The organism is Sphingobium sp. EM0848 (assembly GCF_013375555.1).
Lineage (GTDB): Bacteria > Pseudomonadota > Alphaproteobacteria > Sphingomonadales > Sphingomonadaceae > Sphingobium.
This window is the reverse complement of record NZ_JABXWB010000001.1, coordinates 1,860,473-1,876,269: the sequence shown is the minus strand read 5'-3', so window position 1 is coordinate 1,876,269 and position 15,797 is coordinate 1,860,473. Positions and strand designations below refer to the sequence as shown.

General features: G+C 64.6%; 16 protein-coding genes and 1 tRNA gene. 5 read left to right on the top strand and 12 right to left on the bottom strand.

Going from position 1 to position 15,797, the window contains the following annotated elements:
* Positions 1–8: 8 nt before the first annotated feature.
* Positions 9–2,048 (top strand): acyltransferase family protein, encoded by a 2,040-nt coding sequence (locus HUK73_RS08970; RefSeq protein WP_255326229.1) that lies wholly within the window; start codon positions 9–11, stop codon positions 2,046–2,048.
* A gap of 12 nt (positions 2,049–2,060) precedes the next feature.
* On the opposite strand, the gene HUK73_RS08965 is transcribed toward HUK73_RS08970, so the two are convergent.
* A tRNA-Arg gene (locus HUK73_RS08965) sits at positions 2,061–2,137 on the bottom strand.
* Positions 2,138–2,222: 85 nt separating this feature from the next.
* Between HUK73_RS08965 and HUK73_RS08960 the strand changes: the two genes are divergently transcribed.
* Positions 2,223–2,945: a queuosine precursor transporter gene (locus HUK73_RS08960; RefSeq protein WP_176592889.1), complete on the top strand. Its 723-nt coding sequence runs from the start codon at positions 2,223–2,225 to the stop codon at positions 2,943–2,945.
* Between the two features lie 5 nt (positions 2,946–2,950).
* Here the strand turns inward: HUK73_RS08960 and truA are convergent, their stop codons facing one another.
* Entirely contained in the window at positions 2,951–3,697 is a 747-nt protein-coding gene (truA, locus tag HUK73_RS08955) for a tRNA pseudouridine(38-40) synthase TruA (RefSeq protein ID WP_176591591.1), read from the bottom strand.
* 5 nt (positions 3,698–3,702) lie between these two features.
* Positions 3,703–4,608 carry a methionyl-tRNA formyltransferase gene (gene fmt, locus HUK73_RS08950; protein WP_176592888.1) on the bottom strand — a complete coding sequence of 302 codons (906 nt, stop codon included), beginning with the start codon at positions 4,606–4,608 and terminating at the stop codon, positions 3,703–3,705.
* Between the two features lie 186 nt (positions 4,609–4,794).
* On the opposite strand from fmt, the gene recR reads away from it, so the two are divergent.
* Both recR and def read left to right on the top strand, forming a co-directional pair.
* Positions 4,795–5,391 (top strand): recombination mediator RecR, encoded by a 597-nt coding sequence (gene recR / locus HUK73_RS08945; RefSeq protein ID WP_176591590.1) that lies wholly within the window; start codon positions 4,795–4,797, stop codon positions 5,389–5,391.
* Between the two features lie 31 nt (positions 5,392–5,422).
* Entirely contained in the window at positions 5,423–5,953 is a 531-nt protein-coding gene (gene def / locus HUK73_RS08940) for a peptide deformylase (RefSeq protein ID WP_176591589.1), read from the top strand.
* 81 nt (positions 5,954–6,034) lie between these two features.
* On the opposite strand, the gene HUK73_RS08935 is transcribed toward def, so the two are convergent.
* The 9 genes from HUK73_RS08935 to HUK73_RS08895 all read right to left on the bottom strand — a co-directional run bounded on the left by HUK73_RS08935 (position 6,035) and on the right by HUK73_RS08895 (position 13,794).
* On the bottom strand, positions 6,035–7,306 hold the full coding sequence (locus HUK73_RS08935) for an MFS transporter (protein WP_176592887.1): 1,272 nt from the start codon (positions 7,304–7,306) through the stop codon (positions 6,035–6,037).
* Between the two features lie 45 nt (positions 7,307–7,351).
* Positions 7,352–8,149: an RNA methyltransferase gene (locus tag HUK73_RS08930; protein WP_176591588.1), complete on the bottom strand. Its 798-nt coding sequence runs from the start codon at positions 8,147–8,149 to the stop codon at positions 7,352–7,354.
* A gap of 74 nt (positions 8,150–8,223) precedes the next feature.
* Complete coding sequence (locus HUK73_RS08925) at positions 8,224–9,219, bottom strand: sensor domain-containing diguanylate cyclase (protein ID WP_176591587.1); 996 nt, start codon at positions 9,217–9,219, stop codon at positions 8,224–8,226.
* 118 nt (positions 9,220–9,337) lie between these two features.
* Positions 9,338–9,610, bottom strand: a complete 273-nt coding sequence (locus HUK73_RS08920; protein ID WP_176591586.1) for an HPr family phosphocarrier protein — start codon at positions 9,608–9,610, stop codon at positions 9,338–9,340.
* Positions 9,607–10,011, bottom strand: a complete 405-nt coding sequence (locus tag HUK73_RS08915) for a PTS sugar transporter subunit IIA (protein WP_025547579.1) — start codon at positions 10,009–10,011, stop codon at positions 9,607–9,609. The genes HUK73_RS08920 and HUK73_RS08915 overlap by 4 nt, the downstream gene beginning before the upstream one ends.
* A 25-nt stretch (positions 10,012–10,036) precedes the next feature.
* Positions 10,037–10,975 carry an RNase adapter RapZ gene (rapZ, locus tag HUK73_RS08910; protein WP_176591585.1) on the bottom strand — a complete coding sequence of 313 codons (939 nt, stop codon included), beginning with the start codon at positions 10,973–10,975 and terminating at the stop codon, positions 10,037–10,039.
* A complete protein-coding gene (locus HUK73_RS08905; RefSeq protein ID WP_176591584.1) occupies positions 10,972–11,436 on the bottom strand; it encodes an HPr kinase/phosphorylase in 465 nt (154 codons plus the stop codon). Before HUK73_RS08905 ends, rapZ begins: the two co-directional genes overlap by 4 nt.
* An 89-nt stretch (positions 11,437–11,525) precedes the next feature.
* The gene (locus HUK73_RS08900; protein WP_176591583.1) at positions 11,526–13,121 is read right to left on the bottom strand and encodes a stimulus-sensing domain-containing protein; all 1,596 of its coding nucleotides are present in this window, start codon (positions 13,119–13,121) and stop codon (positions 11,526–11,528) included.
* Entirely contained in the window at positions 13,087–13,794 is a 708-nt protein-coding gene (locus tag HUK73_RS08895) for a response regulator transcription factor (RefSeq protein WP_176591582.1), read from the bottom strand. The genes HUK73_RS08900 and HUK73_RS08895 overlap by 35 nt, the downstream gene beginning before the upstream one ends.
* A gap of 301 nt (positions 13,795–14,095) precedes the next feature.
* Between HUK73_RS08895 and HUK73_RS08890 the strand changes: the two genes are divergently transcribed.
* Positions 14,096–15,691 (top strand): phosphoenolpyruvate carboxykinase, encoded by a 1,596-nt coding sequence (locus HUK73_RS08890; RefSeq protein ID WP_176591581.1) that lies wholly within the window; start codon positions 14,096–14,098, stop codon positions 15,689–15,691.
* Positions 15,692–15,797: the final 106 nt, after the last annotated feature.

Sequence of the window (15,797 nt, the reverse complement as noted above, 5' to 3'; positions counted from 1 at the left end):
CAATCCCTTTGAAAAAGGAGGGAAAGAGCATCGCCACCAGCGCATCCCCCGCCATCCTGCCGGTTTCGCCGGAGGACAGGGCGCAGCCGCATATCGCCTATCGCCGCGATGTCGACGGGCTGCGCGCGCTGGCGGTGTTGCCGGTGTTGTTCTTCCATCTCGGCCTCTGGCCCTTTTCCGGCGGCTTTGTCGGGGTCGACATCTTCTTCGTCATTTCGGGCTATCTGATTGCGTCGATCATCGCGCGCGAACTGGAGCAGGGGCGGTTCAGCCTGACCGGCTTCTATGCCCGGCGCATCCGCCGGATCTTCCCGGCGCTGTTCGCGATGATCGCCGTGACCATCGCGGCGGGCAGCCTGATCCTGCTGCCGCTCGACTATCGCGCCCTGGGGATGAGCGCCGTGGCGACGGTGCTGTTTTCCAGCAATCTCTATTTCGCGCGGCAGAGCGGCTATTTCGGCGCCGCCGGGGAGGAAGCGCCGCTGCTCCATGGCTGGTCGTTGGCGGTGGAGGAACAATTCTACATCGTCTTTCCTCTGCTGATGTTCCTCATTTTCCGGGCGGGAGGGCGTTTCCGTCCGGCGCTCGGCATGGTGGCGCTGCTGTCTTTCCTCGCAGCGCTGCTGCTGGTCGATCGGTCGCCGGTCGCGGCCTTCTACCTGCCCTTTCCGCGTGCATGGGAGTTTTTGGGCGGTGCGCTGCTGGCGACAGGGCGGATTCCCGTCATGCGAAGCCCTTTGATGGCGCAGCTTTGCGGACTGGCCGGACTGGCGCTGATCGGCTGGGCTATCCTCAACTTTTCCAACGCGACCGTCTTCCCAGGCGCCAACGCCCTGTTCCCAGTGCTGGGCGCCATGCTGATCCTGCATGCGGGGCTGACCGGATCGTTGGTCAATCGTCTGCTGGGCCATGCCGTGCCGGTGGCGATCGGTCGCATCTCCTATTCGCACTGGCCGATCATCGTCTTCTGGACCTACCGCACTGACGGCGACTGGCGCCTGCGGGAGCAGTTGCTGATCATGCTGCTGTCGTTGCTGGTCGCATGGCTCAGCTGGCGTTTCGTCGAAGAGCCGTTCCGCCGCGCGCGCAGTTTCACCACGAGCCGCGCCTTCGCCTTTGCCGGATCGCTGGTCATGGCAGGGTGCGGGGCAGGGGCGCTGCTCTATTTCTCGGGCGGCCTGCCATCGCGAGTCGCGCCATCGGTCGCGGCGCTCGATGCCGCGAGTCGGAGCATGGCCTATCTGCCCGCGCGCTGCTCCGGCATGGCGCCGGCGCGGCATCACAGGCTCTGCCCGGTCGGCGCGCGCAACGGCAGGGCGCCCCGCTTCCTCCTCTGGGGCGATTCCCATGCCCAGGCGCTGAGACCGGCCTTCGACCGGGCCGGGAATGCACTGGGCCTTTCGGGGCGGATCGCTTCCTACCCCGCCTGTCCGACGCTGCTCGGCCTTGACCGGCTGGACCAGCCGCCCGCCCATGATTGCAGCGAGTTCAACCGGCTGGTGCTGGAAACGCTGCGCGCCAGTCCATCCATCCACACGGTTTTCTTGGTGTCGCGCTGGGGGCTTTGCGCCAATGGCAAGCGGCCGGAAGGGGGCACGCCCTGCTATCTCGGCCGGGATGAGGATGACGATCGCAGCCTTGGCCGCGACGCGCAGCTCTTCCGCGCGGGGCTTCAGGAAACGGTGCGGACGCTGGCGGCCATGGGCAAGCAGGTGATTCTGGTCGCGCCCATCCCCGAATTCCGCCGCAATGTGCCTGAAACGCTGGCGCGGGCCGAACTTTACAGCGAACCGGCGCCGCTGGCCCTGTCACGGGCGGACTATTTGCGGCGGCAGCGCGGCGTGTTCAACGCCTTCGACCAGATGCGGCGCCGTTTCCCGGTGAAGATCCTCTACCCCCACAGCTTGCTCTGCCGCACCGGCCATTGTGCGATGACGGTGCATGGCGTGCCGCTTTATTCCGACGATGATCATCTGTCGCGGCAGGGCAGCCTGATGCTGACCGGCATGGTCTATGACGCGATGAAACCGGCCGACAAGAAAAGCTGAAGGCGCGCCGTTTGGCGACCCCGGCAGGATTCGAACCTGCGACCATTCGCTTAGAAGGCGAATGCTCTATCCAACTGAGCTACGGGGCCGTCAGCGGTTCGATAGCGGGGGTTGGTCTTTCGCGCAATCATGCGCGGCATTGCTTTTGCCGGAATGCCATTTATGCACAACGGCATGAGCGAAGCGGGGATAAGAAAAATCGATGCCTATGCGTTGGGCGCACGCCCCCTGCGCTACTTCGATTTCTGCATGGCGGCCTTCGTCGCCATCTTGTTGCTGTCCAATCTGATCGGCGCGGCGAAGCTGTCGACCGTGGGCGGCTTCACCTTCGGCGCGGGCATCCTCTTCTTCCCGTTGGGCTATGTGCTGGGTGACGTGCTGACCGAAGTCTATGGCTATGCGCGGGCGCGGCGCTGCGTCTGGGCGGGCTTCGGCGCGATGCTGTTCATGGCGCTGATGAGCTGGGTGGTGGTGCAACTGCCCCCGGCGGCGGGCTGGCCCGACCAGAAGGCCTATGAAGCGGTGTTCGGCAGCACCTGGCGCATCGTCTTCGCCTCCGTCACCGCCTTTTGGGCAGGGGAGTTCGCCAACAGCTTCGTCCTCGCCAAGATGAAGCTGCTGACGGAGGGCAAGCATCTGTGGACCCGCACCATCGGCTCGACCATCGTGGGGCAGGGGGTGGACAGCATCTTCTTCTATCCGCTCGCCTTCTATGGCATCTGGACCAAGGAACAGGTGCTGACCGTGATGATCACCAACTGGGCGATGAAGGTTGGCTGGGAAGTGGTGCTCACGCCTGTGACCTATATGGTGGTCAACGGCCTGAAGCGGGCCGAGGGGCTGGATGTTTATGACGAGGGCACGAATTTCACGCCCTTCCGCGCCAGCCTTTCCTGAACAGGTTACTCGCCCGGATAATGGGCGCTCACGAAATAGAGCCCGTCCGGCGGCGCGTTGAGGCCCAGCGCGGCGCGATCCTTCGCATCGCGGGCCGTTTCCATGTCGCCGATGGACCAGCGCCCCATGCCGACCATGGCAAGGCAGCCGACCATCGAGCGCACCTGATGATGGAGGAAGGAGCGCGCCTCCGCATAGATGGCGATGCGGTCGCCGGAGCGTTCCACGTCCAGCCGGTCGAGCGTCTTGACCGGACTTTCCGCCTGGCAATGAGCCGACCGGAAGGTGGTGAAGTCGTGCCGACCGACCAGAAGCTGCGCGGCCTTGTGCATGGCCCCTTCGTCCAGCGGCTGGATCACCCGCCAGCAAAGCCCATTTTCCCAGGTCAACGGCGCGCGGCGATTGGCGATGCGATAGACATAGGATCGGCCAAGGCAGGAAAAGCGCGCATGCCAGTCATCGGGCACGACCTCGCAAGCCAGGATCGCGACCGGATCGGGCCGGAGGAGCGCGTTCAGCGCCTCCATCAGCCGGAAGGGCGTCATGTCCTTCTCTATGTCCGCATGGGCACGCATGGCGAGACCGTGGACCCCCGCATCGGTGCGGCCGGCCGCGTGGATCACGGCCTGTTCGCCGGTGACGGCGCGGATCGCATCCTCGATCGCCTGCTGGACGCTGGGGCCATGGGCCTGTCGCTGCCAGCCCATGAAGGGGCGGCCGTCAAATTCGACGGTGAAGGCGAAACGGGTCATGCCTGTCAGTCGACCCGGCTGCCCGCCGGCATGTCATAGCCGCGCAGCAGTTCGCCCGCCGACATCGCGCCCTTGCCCGCGCGCTGGATCAGCGTGGGGCGGATCGCGCCATGGCCGCAGCCGATGAGCAGGCTGTTGTCGAGCAGTTCTCCCGCCGGGCCGCCATGCTCCTCGACATGGGCGGTCAGGATGCGGAAGCGCTCGCCGCGATATTCGAAAAAGGCGCCGGGGAAGGGGTTGAAGGCGCGCACCTGCCGCTCGACCTGATGCGCGTCGCGACTGAAGTCGATGCGCGATTCCGCCTTGTCGATCTTGGACGCATAGGTGACGCCCTCTTCCGGCTGCGGGACGGGGGGATGCAGGCTGATGTCGTCCAGCACCTCGATCATCAGTTCCGCGCCCGCCTCGGCCAGTTCCTGCGTCAGCGCGCCGGCGGTCTTGTCCTCGACCGGGGTGACGTGCTTGGCGCGCATCGGCCCGGTGTCGAGGCCTGCTTCCATATCCATGATGGTGACGCCGGTGACATTGTCGCCCGCCAATATGGCGCGCTGGATCGGCGCCGCCCCCCGCCAGCGGGGGAGAAGGGACGCATGGATATTCATGCAGCCTAGGCGCGGCGCGTCGAGAATCGGGCGCGGCAGGATCAGCCCATAGGCGGCGACCACCGCGACATCGGCCTTCAGCGCGGCGAAGGCGGCCTGCACCTCTGCGTCTTTGAGAGAGACGGGCGTGCGCACTTCGATGCCCATTTCCTCGGCCTTGGCATGGACGGGGGAGGGGCGCAGCGCCTTGCCACGCCCTGCCGGACGCGGCGGCTGGCTATAGACAGCGACGATCTCGTGCCCCGCCTTGGCCAGCGCGACCAGAGCCGGAACGGCAAAATCGGGGGTTCCCATATAGACGATACGCATGGCGGGCCTTTTATTGGGTTTCGGCACCGGCCCGCTCCCCCACCCGGCCACCCAGCGGCAGTATCATGTGGGTGGCCGGGTGGGGGAGCGGGCCGGTGCCGCATCTGAAATGCGCCAGAGGCGTATTTCCAAAGACGCACCTCAAACCCCTTGTGTCCACGACTTGCAAGCCCTTATTCCGGTTCCATGGCTTCTCCCGAGATCGAAGCGCTGACGCAGGCGCTCTCCCGCCTGCCCGGCCTTGGCCCGCGTTCCGCGCGGCGCGCTGTGCTGCATCTGCTCAAGAAGCGCGAATCCGCGCTGGAGCCGCTGCTGCGCGCGCTCGATGCCGTGAACGACCGGCTGGTGACGTGCAGCATATGCGGCAATGTCGATACCGTCGATCCCTGCGGCATCTGCGCCGATCCGCGGCGCGATGCCCGCGCGCTCTGCGTAGTGGAGGATGTGGCGGACCTTTGGGCGCTGGACAAGTCGCGGCTGTTTCCGGGCCGCTTTCATGTGCTGGGCGGGCGGCTTTCCGCGCTGGAGGGCGTGCGGCCGGAGGATCTTTCCATCGACGCTCTGGTGGCGCGGGTCGAGGCGGGCGGCATCGATGAGGTGGTGCTGGCGATGAACGCCACGCTGGAGGGGCAGACGACCGCCCATTATCTGGCCGAGCGGCTGGAGCAATTTCCTGTCCGCCTGACCCAGCTTGCCCATGGCGTACCGGTCGGCGGGGAGCTGGATTATCTGGACGAAGGCACGCTGGCACAGGCACTTAGGGCGCGACGCCCGGTCGCTTGAATTTTTCCGCCCTTCCGATTATTTTAGGGCCATGGCCATTCTTCCCATTTTGGAGGCGCCCGATCCGCGCCTGCGTACCATTTCGTCTCCGGTGGAGGCGATCGATGACGATTTGCAGCGTCTGATCGATGACATGTTCGAAACCATGTACGATGCGCCGGGCATCGGTCTGGCGGCGATTCAGGTCGGCGTGCCCAAGCGGGTGCTGGTGATCGACCTTCAGGAACCGGAATCGGACGAGGAGGGCGCACCGCCGGTCAAGAAGCCGATGGTGTTCATCAACCCGGAAATCCTCGAAGGGTCGGAGGATCAGTCGGTCTATAATGAGGGCTGCCTGTCGGTCCCCGACCAGTTTGCCGAGGTAGAGCGGCCTGCGTCGATCCGGGCAAGCTGGATGGACCGCGAGGGACGCATTCATGAGGAGCGGCTGGAAGGGCTGCTCGCCACCTGCCTTCAGCATGAGATGGATCATTTGCAGGGCGTGCTGTTCATCGACCATCTGTCGCGCCTGAAGCGGGACATGCTGATGAAGAAACTGACCAAGGCGCGCAAGGCGGCCTGAGACCCGGTAAGAGGTTGAAATAACAAGCGCCCCGGTAGGATAGCCGGGGCGCTTGTTATTTTGGGTAAAACTGGATGCGGTTCAGGCGCGATCCCGGCGGCTGGTAAACCACAGCCCTCCCAGGCTGATCGCCGCCGCCGCCGACATGTAAAGGCCGACCAGCGCCACGCCCTGCATCCCGATCAGCCAGGTCGCGACGATGGGGGCCAGCGCGCCGCCGATGATCCCGCCCAGATTGAAGGCGAAGGAAGCGCCGGTATAGCGCAGCTGCACCGGGAAGAGATGCGGCAGATAAGCGCCGAGCGGCCCATAGACGAAGCCCATCAGGAACAGCGCGAGGCTGAGGATCAGGAAGATCGGCAGCAATTGCCCGGTGCCCATGGCGGGGCCGAAGATGATGCCCATCAGCACCGTGCCGATGCAACCCGCGACCAGCACGCGGGTCGGGCTGGCCTTGTCCGACCACCAGCCGGCGATGACGATGCTGAGCGCCATGAACAGGATCGCGCCGAGCTGAATGGCGAGGAAGATTTCGCGGTCGATCTTGAGCGTCGTCGTGCCGTACCCGAGCGCGAAGGCGGTTGCGATATAATAGACCGCAAAACAGGCCGCGCAGGCGAAGGTGCCCGCAATGGCTGCCCCCAGATGGCTGCGGAACAGCGTCGCGAGCGGCACGGCGGGCGGGGGCGCCTCTGCCTTGGCGGCGGCAAATTCCGGCGTTTCCGTGAGCTTGAGGCGTATCCAGAGGCCGAGGAACACCAGCACTGCGCTGCCCAGAAAGGGCAGGCGCCAGCCCCAGGCGAAGAAGTCCCTGTCAGTGAGGAAGATGCCGAGAGCCAGGAACAGCCCATTCGCGGCGAGGAAGCCGACCGGCGCGCCCAATTGCGGGAACATGCCAAAGCGCGCCCGCCAGCCGGGAGGCGCATTCTCCACCGCCAGCAGTGCCGCGCCGCCCCATTCGCCGCCGAGGCCAAAGCCTTGCCCGAAGCGCAGGATGCAGAGGATCAGCGGCGCCCACCAGCCGATGCTTTGGTAGGTCGGCAGAAAGCCGATCGCCAGCGTCGATCCGCCCATCAGCATCAGCGACGTCACCAGCGTCGCCTTGCGCCCGATGCGGTCGCCATAATGGCCGAACACCGCTGCGCCGAGCGGCCGGGCGAAGAAGGCGAGGGCAAGGCTGCCATAGGCGGCCAGCAATTGCGCCGAGGGGGAGGAGGCGGGGAAGAAGAGGGGGCCGAACACAAGGCTGGCGGCGGTCGCGTAGATGTAGAAGTCATAGAACTCGACCGCCGTGCCGATCAGGCTCGCCGCCAGCACCCGCTTGTGGCGCAGCATCGCGCCGATCCCGCCCATTTCCCCTGAAGCTGCTTCCATCCCCTGTTCGCCCCTCGCCATATTCTATTTCGCCCGCTTCTGGTTCAGCAATTCATAGGCCATCACCGCGCAGGCGACCGCCGCGTTCAGGCTGTCCGCCTTGCCCAGCATCGGCATCTTCACCAGCAGGTCGCATTCGGCTTCGTAGCTTTCGGGCAGGCCCTGCGCTTCATTGCCGACCAGCAGGAAGCTGGGGCTTTGGTAGCGCGGTTCCTGATAATCGTGCGTGGCCTTCAGGCTGGTGCCGATCAGCTCGCCCGGCTCTTCGCGCAGCCAGTGCATGAACTCGCCCCAGCGCGCCTGAGTGATCGACTGGGTGAAGAGCGCCCCCATGCTGGCGCGCACGGATTCGACCGAAAAGGGGTCGACGCAATCGTCGATCAGGATCAACCCGCCCGCACCGACCGCATCGCCGGTGCGCAGGATGGTGCCCAGATTGCCCGGATCGCGCAGCGACTGGGCGACGATCCAGATATCGGCCCTGCTGCGGTCGAGCTTCGCCAGCGGGGTCAGCCGGTCGCGATAGACGCCGACGACCGCCTGCGGATTATCCTTGCCGGAAATTTTGGAGAGAATATCGGGCGTGGTTTCGATGACATCGCCGCCCGCCGCTTCCATCGCATCGATCAGTTCGGCGGCCAGCGGATGATTCGACCCGGCATGGAACAGCATTTCCGGCAGCACGCCTTCTTCGCGTGCTTCGGTCAGGATGCGCAGGCCTTCGGCCAGGAACAGCCCTTCGGCCTTGCGGAACTTCTTCTCGCGCAGCGAGCGGACGCGCTTCACCAGCGGGTTGGAAAATCCGGTGATTTCGCGTGCCACGATCCTGTCTCAAGCCTGTTTAAAGTCCGCAGAAGCGGCCTCTCTATAGGGGGATCACGAAAAAGGGTAGGGGGTCAGGTGGCGTGCGAAGCGTCATGCCGGGCAATGGCGACGCGGTTGCGGCCGGATCGCTTGGCTTCGTAGAGCGCCATGTCCGCCACCGCCAGCCAGCTTTCGCATGTCGGCCAGTCGCTGCGCAGTTCCGCCACGCCAAAGCTGACGGTGACGCGCAGTGGCGGCGTACCGGGAATCTCGGTCGCGGCAATCGTCTCGCAGAAGCGTTGCGCGGCTCGGGCCGCGTCTTCCTGCCCGGTTTCGGGCAGCAATATGCCGAATTCCTCGCCGCCCAGCCGGCCGAGCGAATCGCTGGGCCGTTGCAGGCCAGTGCAAAGCCGGGCGATCCCACGGATTACCTGATCACCGGCGGGATGGCCATGATTGTCGTTGATCTGCTTGAAATGGTCGATGTCGAACAGCAGCAGGCTGGCCGGGCGCTGATGCCGCTCGAACAGGGCGATGGCGCGGTTCATCTCACCCAGGAAAGCACGGCGGGTGAGCGCGCCGGTCAGATGGTCGCGCTCCGCGATCCGGCGCAGTTCGAGCTGTTCGACCACCAGTGCCGCCAGATTCTGCAATATGGCGATCTGGCCGGGGTCGAACTGGCGCGGCACGATGTCGATCGCGCAGAGCGAGCCGATATTATAGCCGTCGGGCGTTTCCAGCGGGATGCCGGCATAGCTGCGGATATTGGGGTCGCCGATGACATAGGGATTGTCGCAGAAACGCGCGTCCGCGTGGGCATCGGTAACGATCATCGGCGCGCGCTGGCGGATGGTGTAATCGCAAAAGGCAATGTCGCGGGGCGTTTCGCTGGCATCGAGGCCATTGAGCGACTTGAACCATTGCCGGTCCCTGTCGAGCAGCGAGATCGCGGAAATCGGCACGCCCAATATGCTGCGGACCAGATTGGTGATCCGGTCGAAACCGGGCTCTCTTGGCGTGTCCAGAACGTCGTAGCGATCAAGCGCGGCGATGCGCGCCGGTTCATCCATCAGTTTGGGATCGAGCATGGCCCATGCACCTCAATTGGTGACGCGGCTTCTCCCCGCGCCCCGCGACTCTCTTTTTTCTGAACGTCTGATAATCGCCCGGCGTTGTTTAACAAAGGCTTGGCGGGTTCGATCCGGCTTATTCTTCGCCGAACTTGTCCTCGACCAGCGTGACCAGCTTGCCCAGCGAATCGGCGGCGTCGGGGCCGGTGGCGCTGATGGTGATGCTGTCGCCCATTGCCGCGCCCAGCATCATCAGCCCCATGATCGAGGTGCCCGTGACCTCGCTGCCGTCCTTGCGTACGGTGATCTGCGCGGGCAGGCCGCTGGCCAATGTCACGAATTTCGCGCTGGCGCGGGCATGCAGGCCCCGGCGGTTGCTGATCCTGACTTCCTGACTGATCTCACTCATGTGGTGCTGCCCAACAGTTCCGATGCAACACTGATATATTTCTGGCCCGCTTCCCGCGCCGCGGCGACGGCCTGCCGCACGTCCATGACCTTGCGCGCGCTTTCCAGACGGATCAGCATGGGCAGGTTGATGCCCGCGATCACTTCGATCTCGCCCGCCTTCAGCAGCGAAATGGCAAGATTGGACGGGGTGCCGCCGAACAGGTCGGTGAGCAGGATCACGCCTGACCCGTCATTGACGCGGGCGACCGCGTTCGCAATGTCGGCGCGACGCATTTCCATGTCGTCTTCCGGCCCGATGCAGATGGTTTCGATCTGCTGCTGCGGACCGACCACATGCTCCATCGCGACGACAAATTCCGTCGCCAGCGCCCCATGGGTGACGAGTACCAGTCCAATCATCTTGCTTGCGTGGCCCACCTGTTTTTCATGATATTGCTTTCGGGCCTCCCGGTCTGCGCTTCTCCAGGGCATCCTGCGGCGCTGATTCCATATTGCGGTGAGAGACCGTGGGCGAAAACCCCGCATCTTGCAAGTATCTGGCGACGCGTTCGGCCACATGAACCGACCGATGGCGGCCGCCGGTACAGCCAAAGGCCACGGTGATGTAGCTTTTTCCGCTTTCCGCATAGCGCGGCAGCAACAGCGTCAGCAATTGTTCGATCCGCCCGACGGCCTCCTCATAGGCCGAATCTTCCATGATATATTCGGCGACATCGGGATCAAGGCCGGTTTTCGGGCGCAGTTCCTCGACCCAATGGGGATTGCGCAGGAAACGCATGTCGAACATCAGGTCGGCGTTCAGCGGCACGCCGCGCGAATAGCCGAAGGACAGGATCGTCAGCACCGGGTCCGACAGCCCCTCGCGCCCGAAGCGGTTGCGGATTTCCTGCTGCAACGCATTGCTGCTGAGGCTGCTGGTGTCGATCACCTGGGTCGCCCAGCGGCGCAGCGGTTCGGTCAATTCGCGTTCGCGCATGATGCCATGGCGGGCGGGGCGGTCGGTCGCCAGCGGATGGCGGCGGCGCGTCTCGGCGAAGCGGCGCTCCAACTCCGCCCCCGAACAGTCGAGGAACAGCGTTTCCACATCATGGCCGTGGCGGGAACGCAGCGCCTTGATCCGCTGCACGATGGCGCCGGCGTCGAAACCGCGGGTGCGCGCGTCGATGCCCAGCGCCAGCGGCCGGTCGGTGCCCTCGTCATGCCCCTCCGGCAGGGGCGTGTCGAGCAGCCGGTCGAGCAGAACCAGCGGCAGATTGTCGACCACTTCCCAGCCCATATCCTCCAGCGTCTTGAGCGCGGTGGTCTTGCCCGCGCCCGACAGGCCCGAAACGAGCAGGATGGTCTTCGGCGTTTCGGAACTCACGACGGCCCCGTGCTCTTCAGATCCGTGTTTTTCAGGCCTATGCTCCGGACGGCCAGTTCCACCTTGATCGGGGCGGAGGCTTCGAACGGGGCGAGCCGCACCACGGGCACTTCGACTCCGGCAATCACGCGCATCGCCGTTTCCAGCGGCATGCGTTCCACCGTGTCGCTGAGGTCGACGGCCAGGGCAACCGGCGCATTGTCGGCATGGGGCATGTCGATGAGGCCCAGACCACGTACCTCCATCATGCCGACGATCCGATCGGGCGCGCGCGCGAACAGCCGGCCTTCAATCTCCAGCACGCGGGTATAATCGTCGCTCACCAGCACGGCGCCGCGATCGATCAGGCGCAGCGCCAGATCGGACTTGCCCATGCCGCTGGGGCCGCAGAGCAGCACGGCGCGGCCATTGATCGCCACGCTGGTCGCATGAAGGGTTTCGGAGGAAGATGTCGACGCCATATCGCCTTATCGCTTTGCCGCTATTCTAGTCCTAGTTGTCGCTGGTGGAAATGGAATTGACTGGCGGATGGCCAAATAAGGACAGGCACTTATTCCGACACGATGCCTGGGTCGCGTTCCACCGCCATGGGCAGGCGCAGGATGAAGCAGGCGCCGCTCTGCGCATCCTTGCGGTCCGCGATGCTGATCTTGCCCTGATGCCCCTCCACGATGGAGCGGGCGATGGCAAGGCCCAGGCCCGAATGCTTGCCGAAGGTCTCATGCTCCGGCCGGACGCTGTGGAAACGGCGGAAGACATGTTCGCGCTCGCCCTCGGGGACGCCGGGGCCTTCGTCTTCGACGCTGACCAGCACTTCCTTGTCCGCGACCGTGGCGACGATCTGCACCAGACCGCCATCGGGAGAGAAGGAGATGGCATTGTCGATCAGATTGTCGAGTACGCGGATGATCCGTTGCTCCTCACCCAGCACCACCGCCACATTCTTGCGCGGGCGGGCGAAGGCGAGGCGCACGCCGCGGGGTACGCCGCGCGCTTCCCGAGCGACGACCATCCGCTCGATCAGCAGGCCAAGGTCAATCGGCTCGAACCGGGTGCGGGAGAGTTGGGCGTCGATGCGGGATGCCTCGGCAATGTCCGTGACCAGCCGGTCGAGCCGCCGCACATCGTCCTGCGCAATGGCCATCAACTGGGCTCGCAGGTCCGGCTTGTCCACCCGGTCGAGCGCGTCGAGCGCGGAACGGAGCGAGGCGATGGGGTTCTTCAGTTCATGGCTGACGTCGGCGGCAAAGGCATCGGTGGCGTCGATCCGCTGGCGCAGCGCATGGCTCATGTCCGACAGGGCGCGGGCCAGCATGCCGATTTCATCGCGCCGATCCGGCAGGCGCGGCACCGTCACTTCGCGCGCGCGGCCCAGCCGTACCCGCACCGCCGCACGGGCAAGGCGCTGCAAGGGCTGGACGATGGTCCGCGCCAGAAAGAGCGAGAGCAGCACCGATGCCAGCACCGCCGCCGCCAGCACCATGCCCAGCCGGAAGCGTTCGGCCCGGACGATGCGGGTGATGTCACGGGCATTTTCGGTCGCGAGCAGGCCCGTGCCGTCCTTCATATACAGAGCGGCGGAGATCATGAAGGTCCGGTCGGGCGCGTAGCGGTTCATCGCCTGCATCTGCCCGGTCTCGCGCGCCAGGACCAGTTCGGGCCAGGCCTGCGCCCGGTCGATCGCCGGTTCTTCGAAATTGGGCGGACGGTCGGCGGAGACGATGCGGTCGATCGCCTTGTCGAGGAAGCGGGCGACATGGCGCTGCCACTCCTCCTCTTCGGGCATGCGGAGGCGATAGCGCGGCGCGTTCATGGTGAAGCTGTCCGCGATCAGCCGGCCGGAGCGATCATAGCGGCGCACCCGGTCGCTCGTCTGTCGCGAATAGGCCGCGATCAGAGCGTTCTGCCGGTCGGCCGGAGCATTTGCTAGGCCGATCGCCAGCAATCTGAGCTCGCGCGCCGACTGGCCCAGCCGTTCATCGACGATCCGCGTGCGATAGCTGTCGAGATAGAAGAAGCCCCCCGCCAGCAGCGCCAGCGCGAACACATTGACCGCCAGGATGCGCGGGGTCAGGCTGATCCGGCCGGACCAGCTCCAACCCGCGCCCGCGTCATCCTTCTTCGGAGAAACGGTAGCCGGCGCCATAAAGGGTATCGATTGCGTTGAATTCGGAGTCGACTTCGCGGAATTTGCGGCGAAGGCGCTTGATGTGGCTGTCGATGGTGCGGTCGTCGACATAGACGTCATCCTGATAGGCAGCATCCATCAGCTGGTTGCGGTTCTTGACCACGCCGGGACGGTGGGCGAGCGTTTCCAGGATCAGGAATTCCGTCACCGTCAGCGTGACATCGCGGCCCATCCATTTCACCCGATGCCGTGCGGGGTCCATTTCCAGCCGGCCGCGGATGATGGGTTCAGCCACCGGCTCGTCCGGGGCGGCGTCCGTGTGGCTGGCTTCCGCCCGGCGCAGGATCGCGCGGATGCGCGCGATCAGCAGGCGCTGGGAAAAGGGCTTGCTGATATAATCGTCCGCGCCCATGGCCAGGCCCAGCGCTTCATCCAGCTCATCGGCCTTGGACGTCAGGAAGATGACCGGCATCTGGCTCTTCTCGCGCAGCCGCCGCAGCAGTTCCAGCCCGTCCATGCGCGGCATCTTGATGTCGAACACGGCCAGGTCCGCCGGATTCTCGACCAGCGCCTTCAGTGCGGCTTCGGGGTCCGAATAGAGGCGCGTCAGGAAACCCTCCGTCTGCAGCGCGATCGATACAGAGGTCAGGATATTCTTGTCATCGTCCACCAGCGCGATGGTTGCGGTCATGCTTCGTCCCGGAAATCTGTGTTGGGAGGGGAGACAGGGTCCGCCATGCGTTAGACCATGCCCGCGCCGCTCGCAAGGAAGGTGCAGGGGCTGGTTTATGCGGTGTAGCCATGGGTATTCGGGATAGATGCACGGGATGGGGCGTTTTCCGGGATTTGACGCATCTTCCGCAAAAGCCTATGTCGCCCCTGTCTGCAGCAGATGGCGTCACGCGGCTCACAAAATCGCGGCGTCGAGAGGCGGACCGGTCGGGAACATGATAAGATGGCGACCGGGCATATTGATATTCAGGAGCAAAGGCGTGCAGGCCAAATCCTCTTTCACCCTGGAACGGCAGGGTATTTCCACCAATGCCGTTCAGCATTGGAATCTGGGCACCGCCCCGCTGGTCGAAGCCGCGCTCGCCAATGGCGAAGGCATGTTGGCCAAGGACGGCCCGCTGGTCGTCAAGACCGGCAAGCATACCGGCCGTTCGGCCTCCGACAAGTTCATCGTCAAGGATGCTGAAACTGAAAACACCGTCTGGTGGGGCAAGACCAACGTTCCCATGACGCCGGAGCATTTCGCCGCGCTGAAGGAAGATTTCTTCCACGCGCTGGGCGAAAAGGACAAGCTCTACGTCGCGGATCTCTTCGGCGGTTCGCAGCCCGAATATCGCGTCAATGTGCGCGTCATCAACGAGCTGGCCTGGCATAACCTCTTCATCCGCACCCTGCTGGTCCGTCCCGGCGCGGAAGAGCTGACGGGCTTCACGCCCGAATATACCATCATCGACCTGCCGACCTTCAAGGCCGATCCGGCCCGCCACGGCAGCCGCAGCGAAACCGTCATCGCGGTCAACTTCTCCGAAAAGCTGATCCTGATCGGCGGCACCCGCTATGCCGGCGAGATGAAGAAGTCGGTGTTCGGCATCCTCAACTATCTGCTGCCCACGCAGGGCGTGATGCCGATGCACTGTTCGGCCAATATCGGCCCGAACGGCGACACCGCCGTCTTCTTCGGCCTGTCGGGCACCGGCAAGACCACCCTGTCGGCCGATGCCAGCCGCACGCTGATCGGTGACGACGAGCATGGCTGGTCAGACACCGCCGTCTTCAATTTCGAGGGCGGTTGCTATGCCAAGATGATCAACCTGTCGGCCGAGGCCGAGCCGGAGATTTTCGCCACCACCAAGCGTTTCGGCACGGTGCTGGAAAATGTCGTGATCGACGAGGAAACGCGCGAAATCGACCTGGACGACAACAGCCTGGCCGAGAACAGCCGCGGTTCCTATCCGATCGATTTCATCCCGAACACGTCGGAAAAGAATCTGGGTCCGGTGCCGAAGAACATCATCTTCCTCACCGCTGACGCTTATGGGGTTCTTCCGCCGATCGCGCGGCTGACGCCGGATCAGGCCATGTATCACTTCCTTTCGGGCTATACCGCGCGCGTCGCGGGCACCGAGATCGGCGTGACGGAGCCTTCGGCGACCTTCTCGACCTGCTTCGGCGCGCCCTTCATGCCGCGTCACCCGTCGGTCTACGGCAATCTGCTGAAGGAACGGATCAACAAGGGCGGCGTCACCTGCTGGCTGGTCAACACCGGCTGGACCGGCGGCAAATATGGCGTCGGCAAGCGCATGCCGATCAAGGTCACGCGCGCCCTGCTCAACGCGGCGCTGGACGGCAGCCTCAACAATGCCGAATTCCGCACCGATCCGAACTTCGGCTTCGAAGTGCCGGTCGCGGTGCCGGGTGTCGAAGCGGCCATGCTCGATCCGCGTGCGACCTGGCCCGACAAGGCGGCCTATGACGAGACGGCGGCCAAGCTGGTGAAGCAGTTTGTCGATAATTTCGCCCAGTTCGTTGACCATGTCGATGAATCGGTGCGGGACGCTGCGCTGACCGCCGCCTGACGCCGGAAGCGTCGGCAACCGACGGCAAAGAGGCCGGGGGATGCGTCCCCCGGCCTCTTTTGCTTTCTGTTCCTGTGCGGCAATGCTATCCTGCTTCAAATTCTTT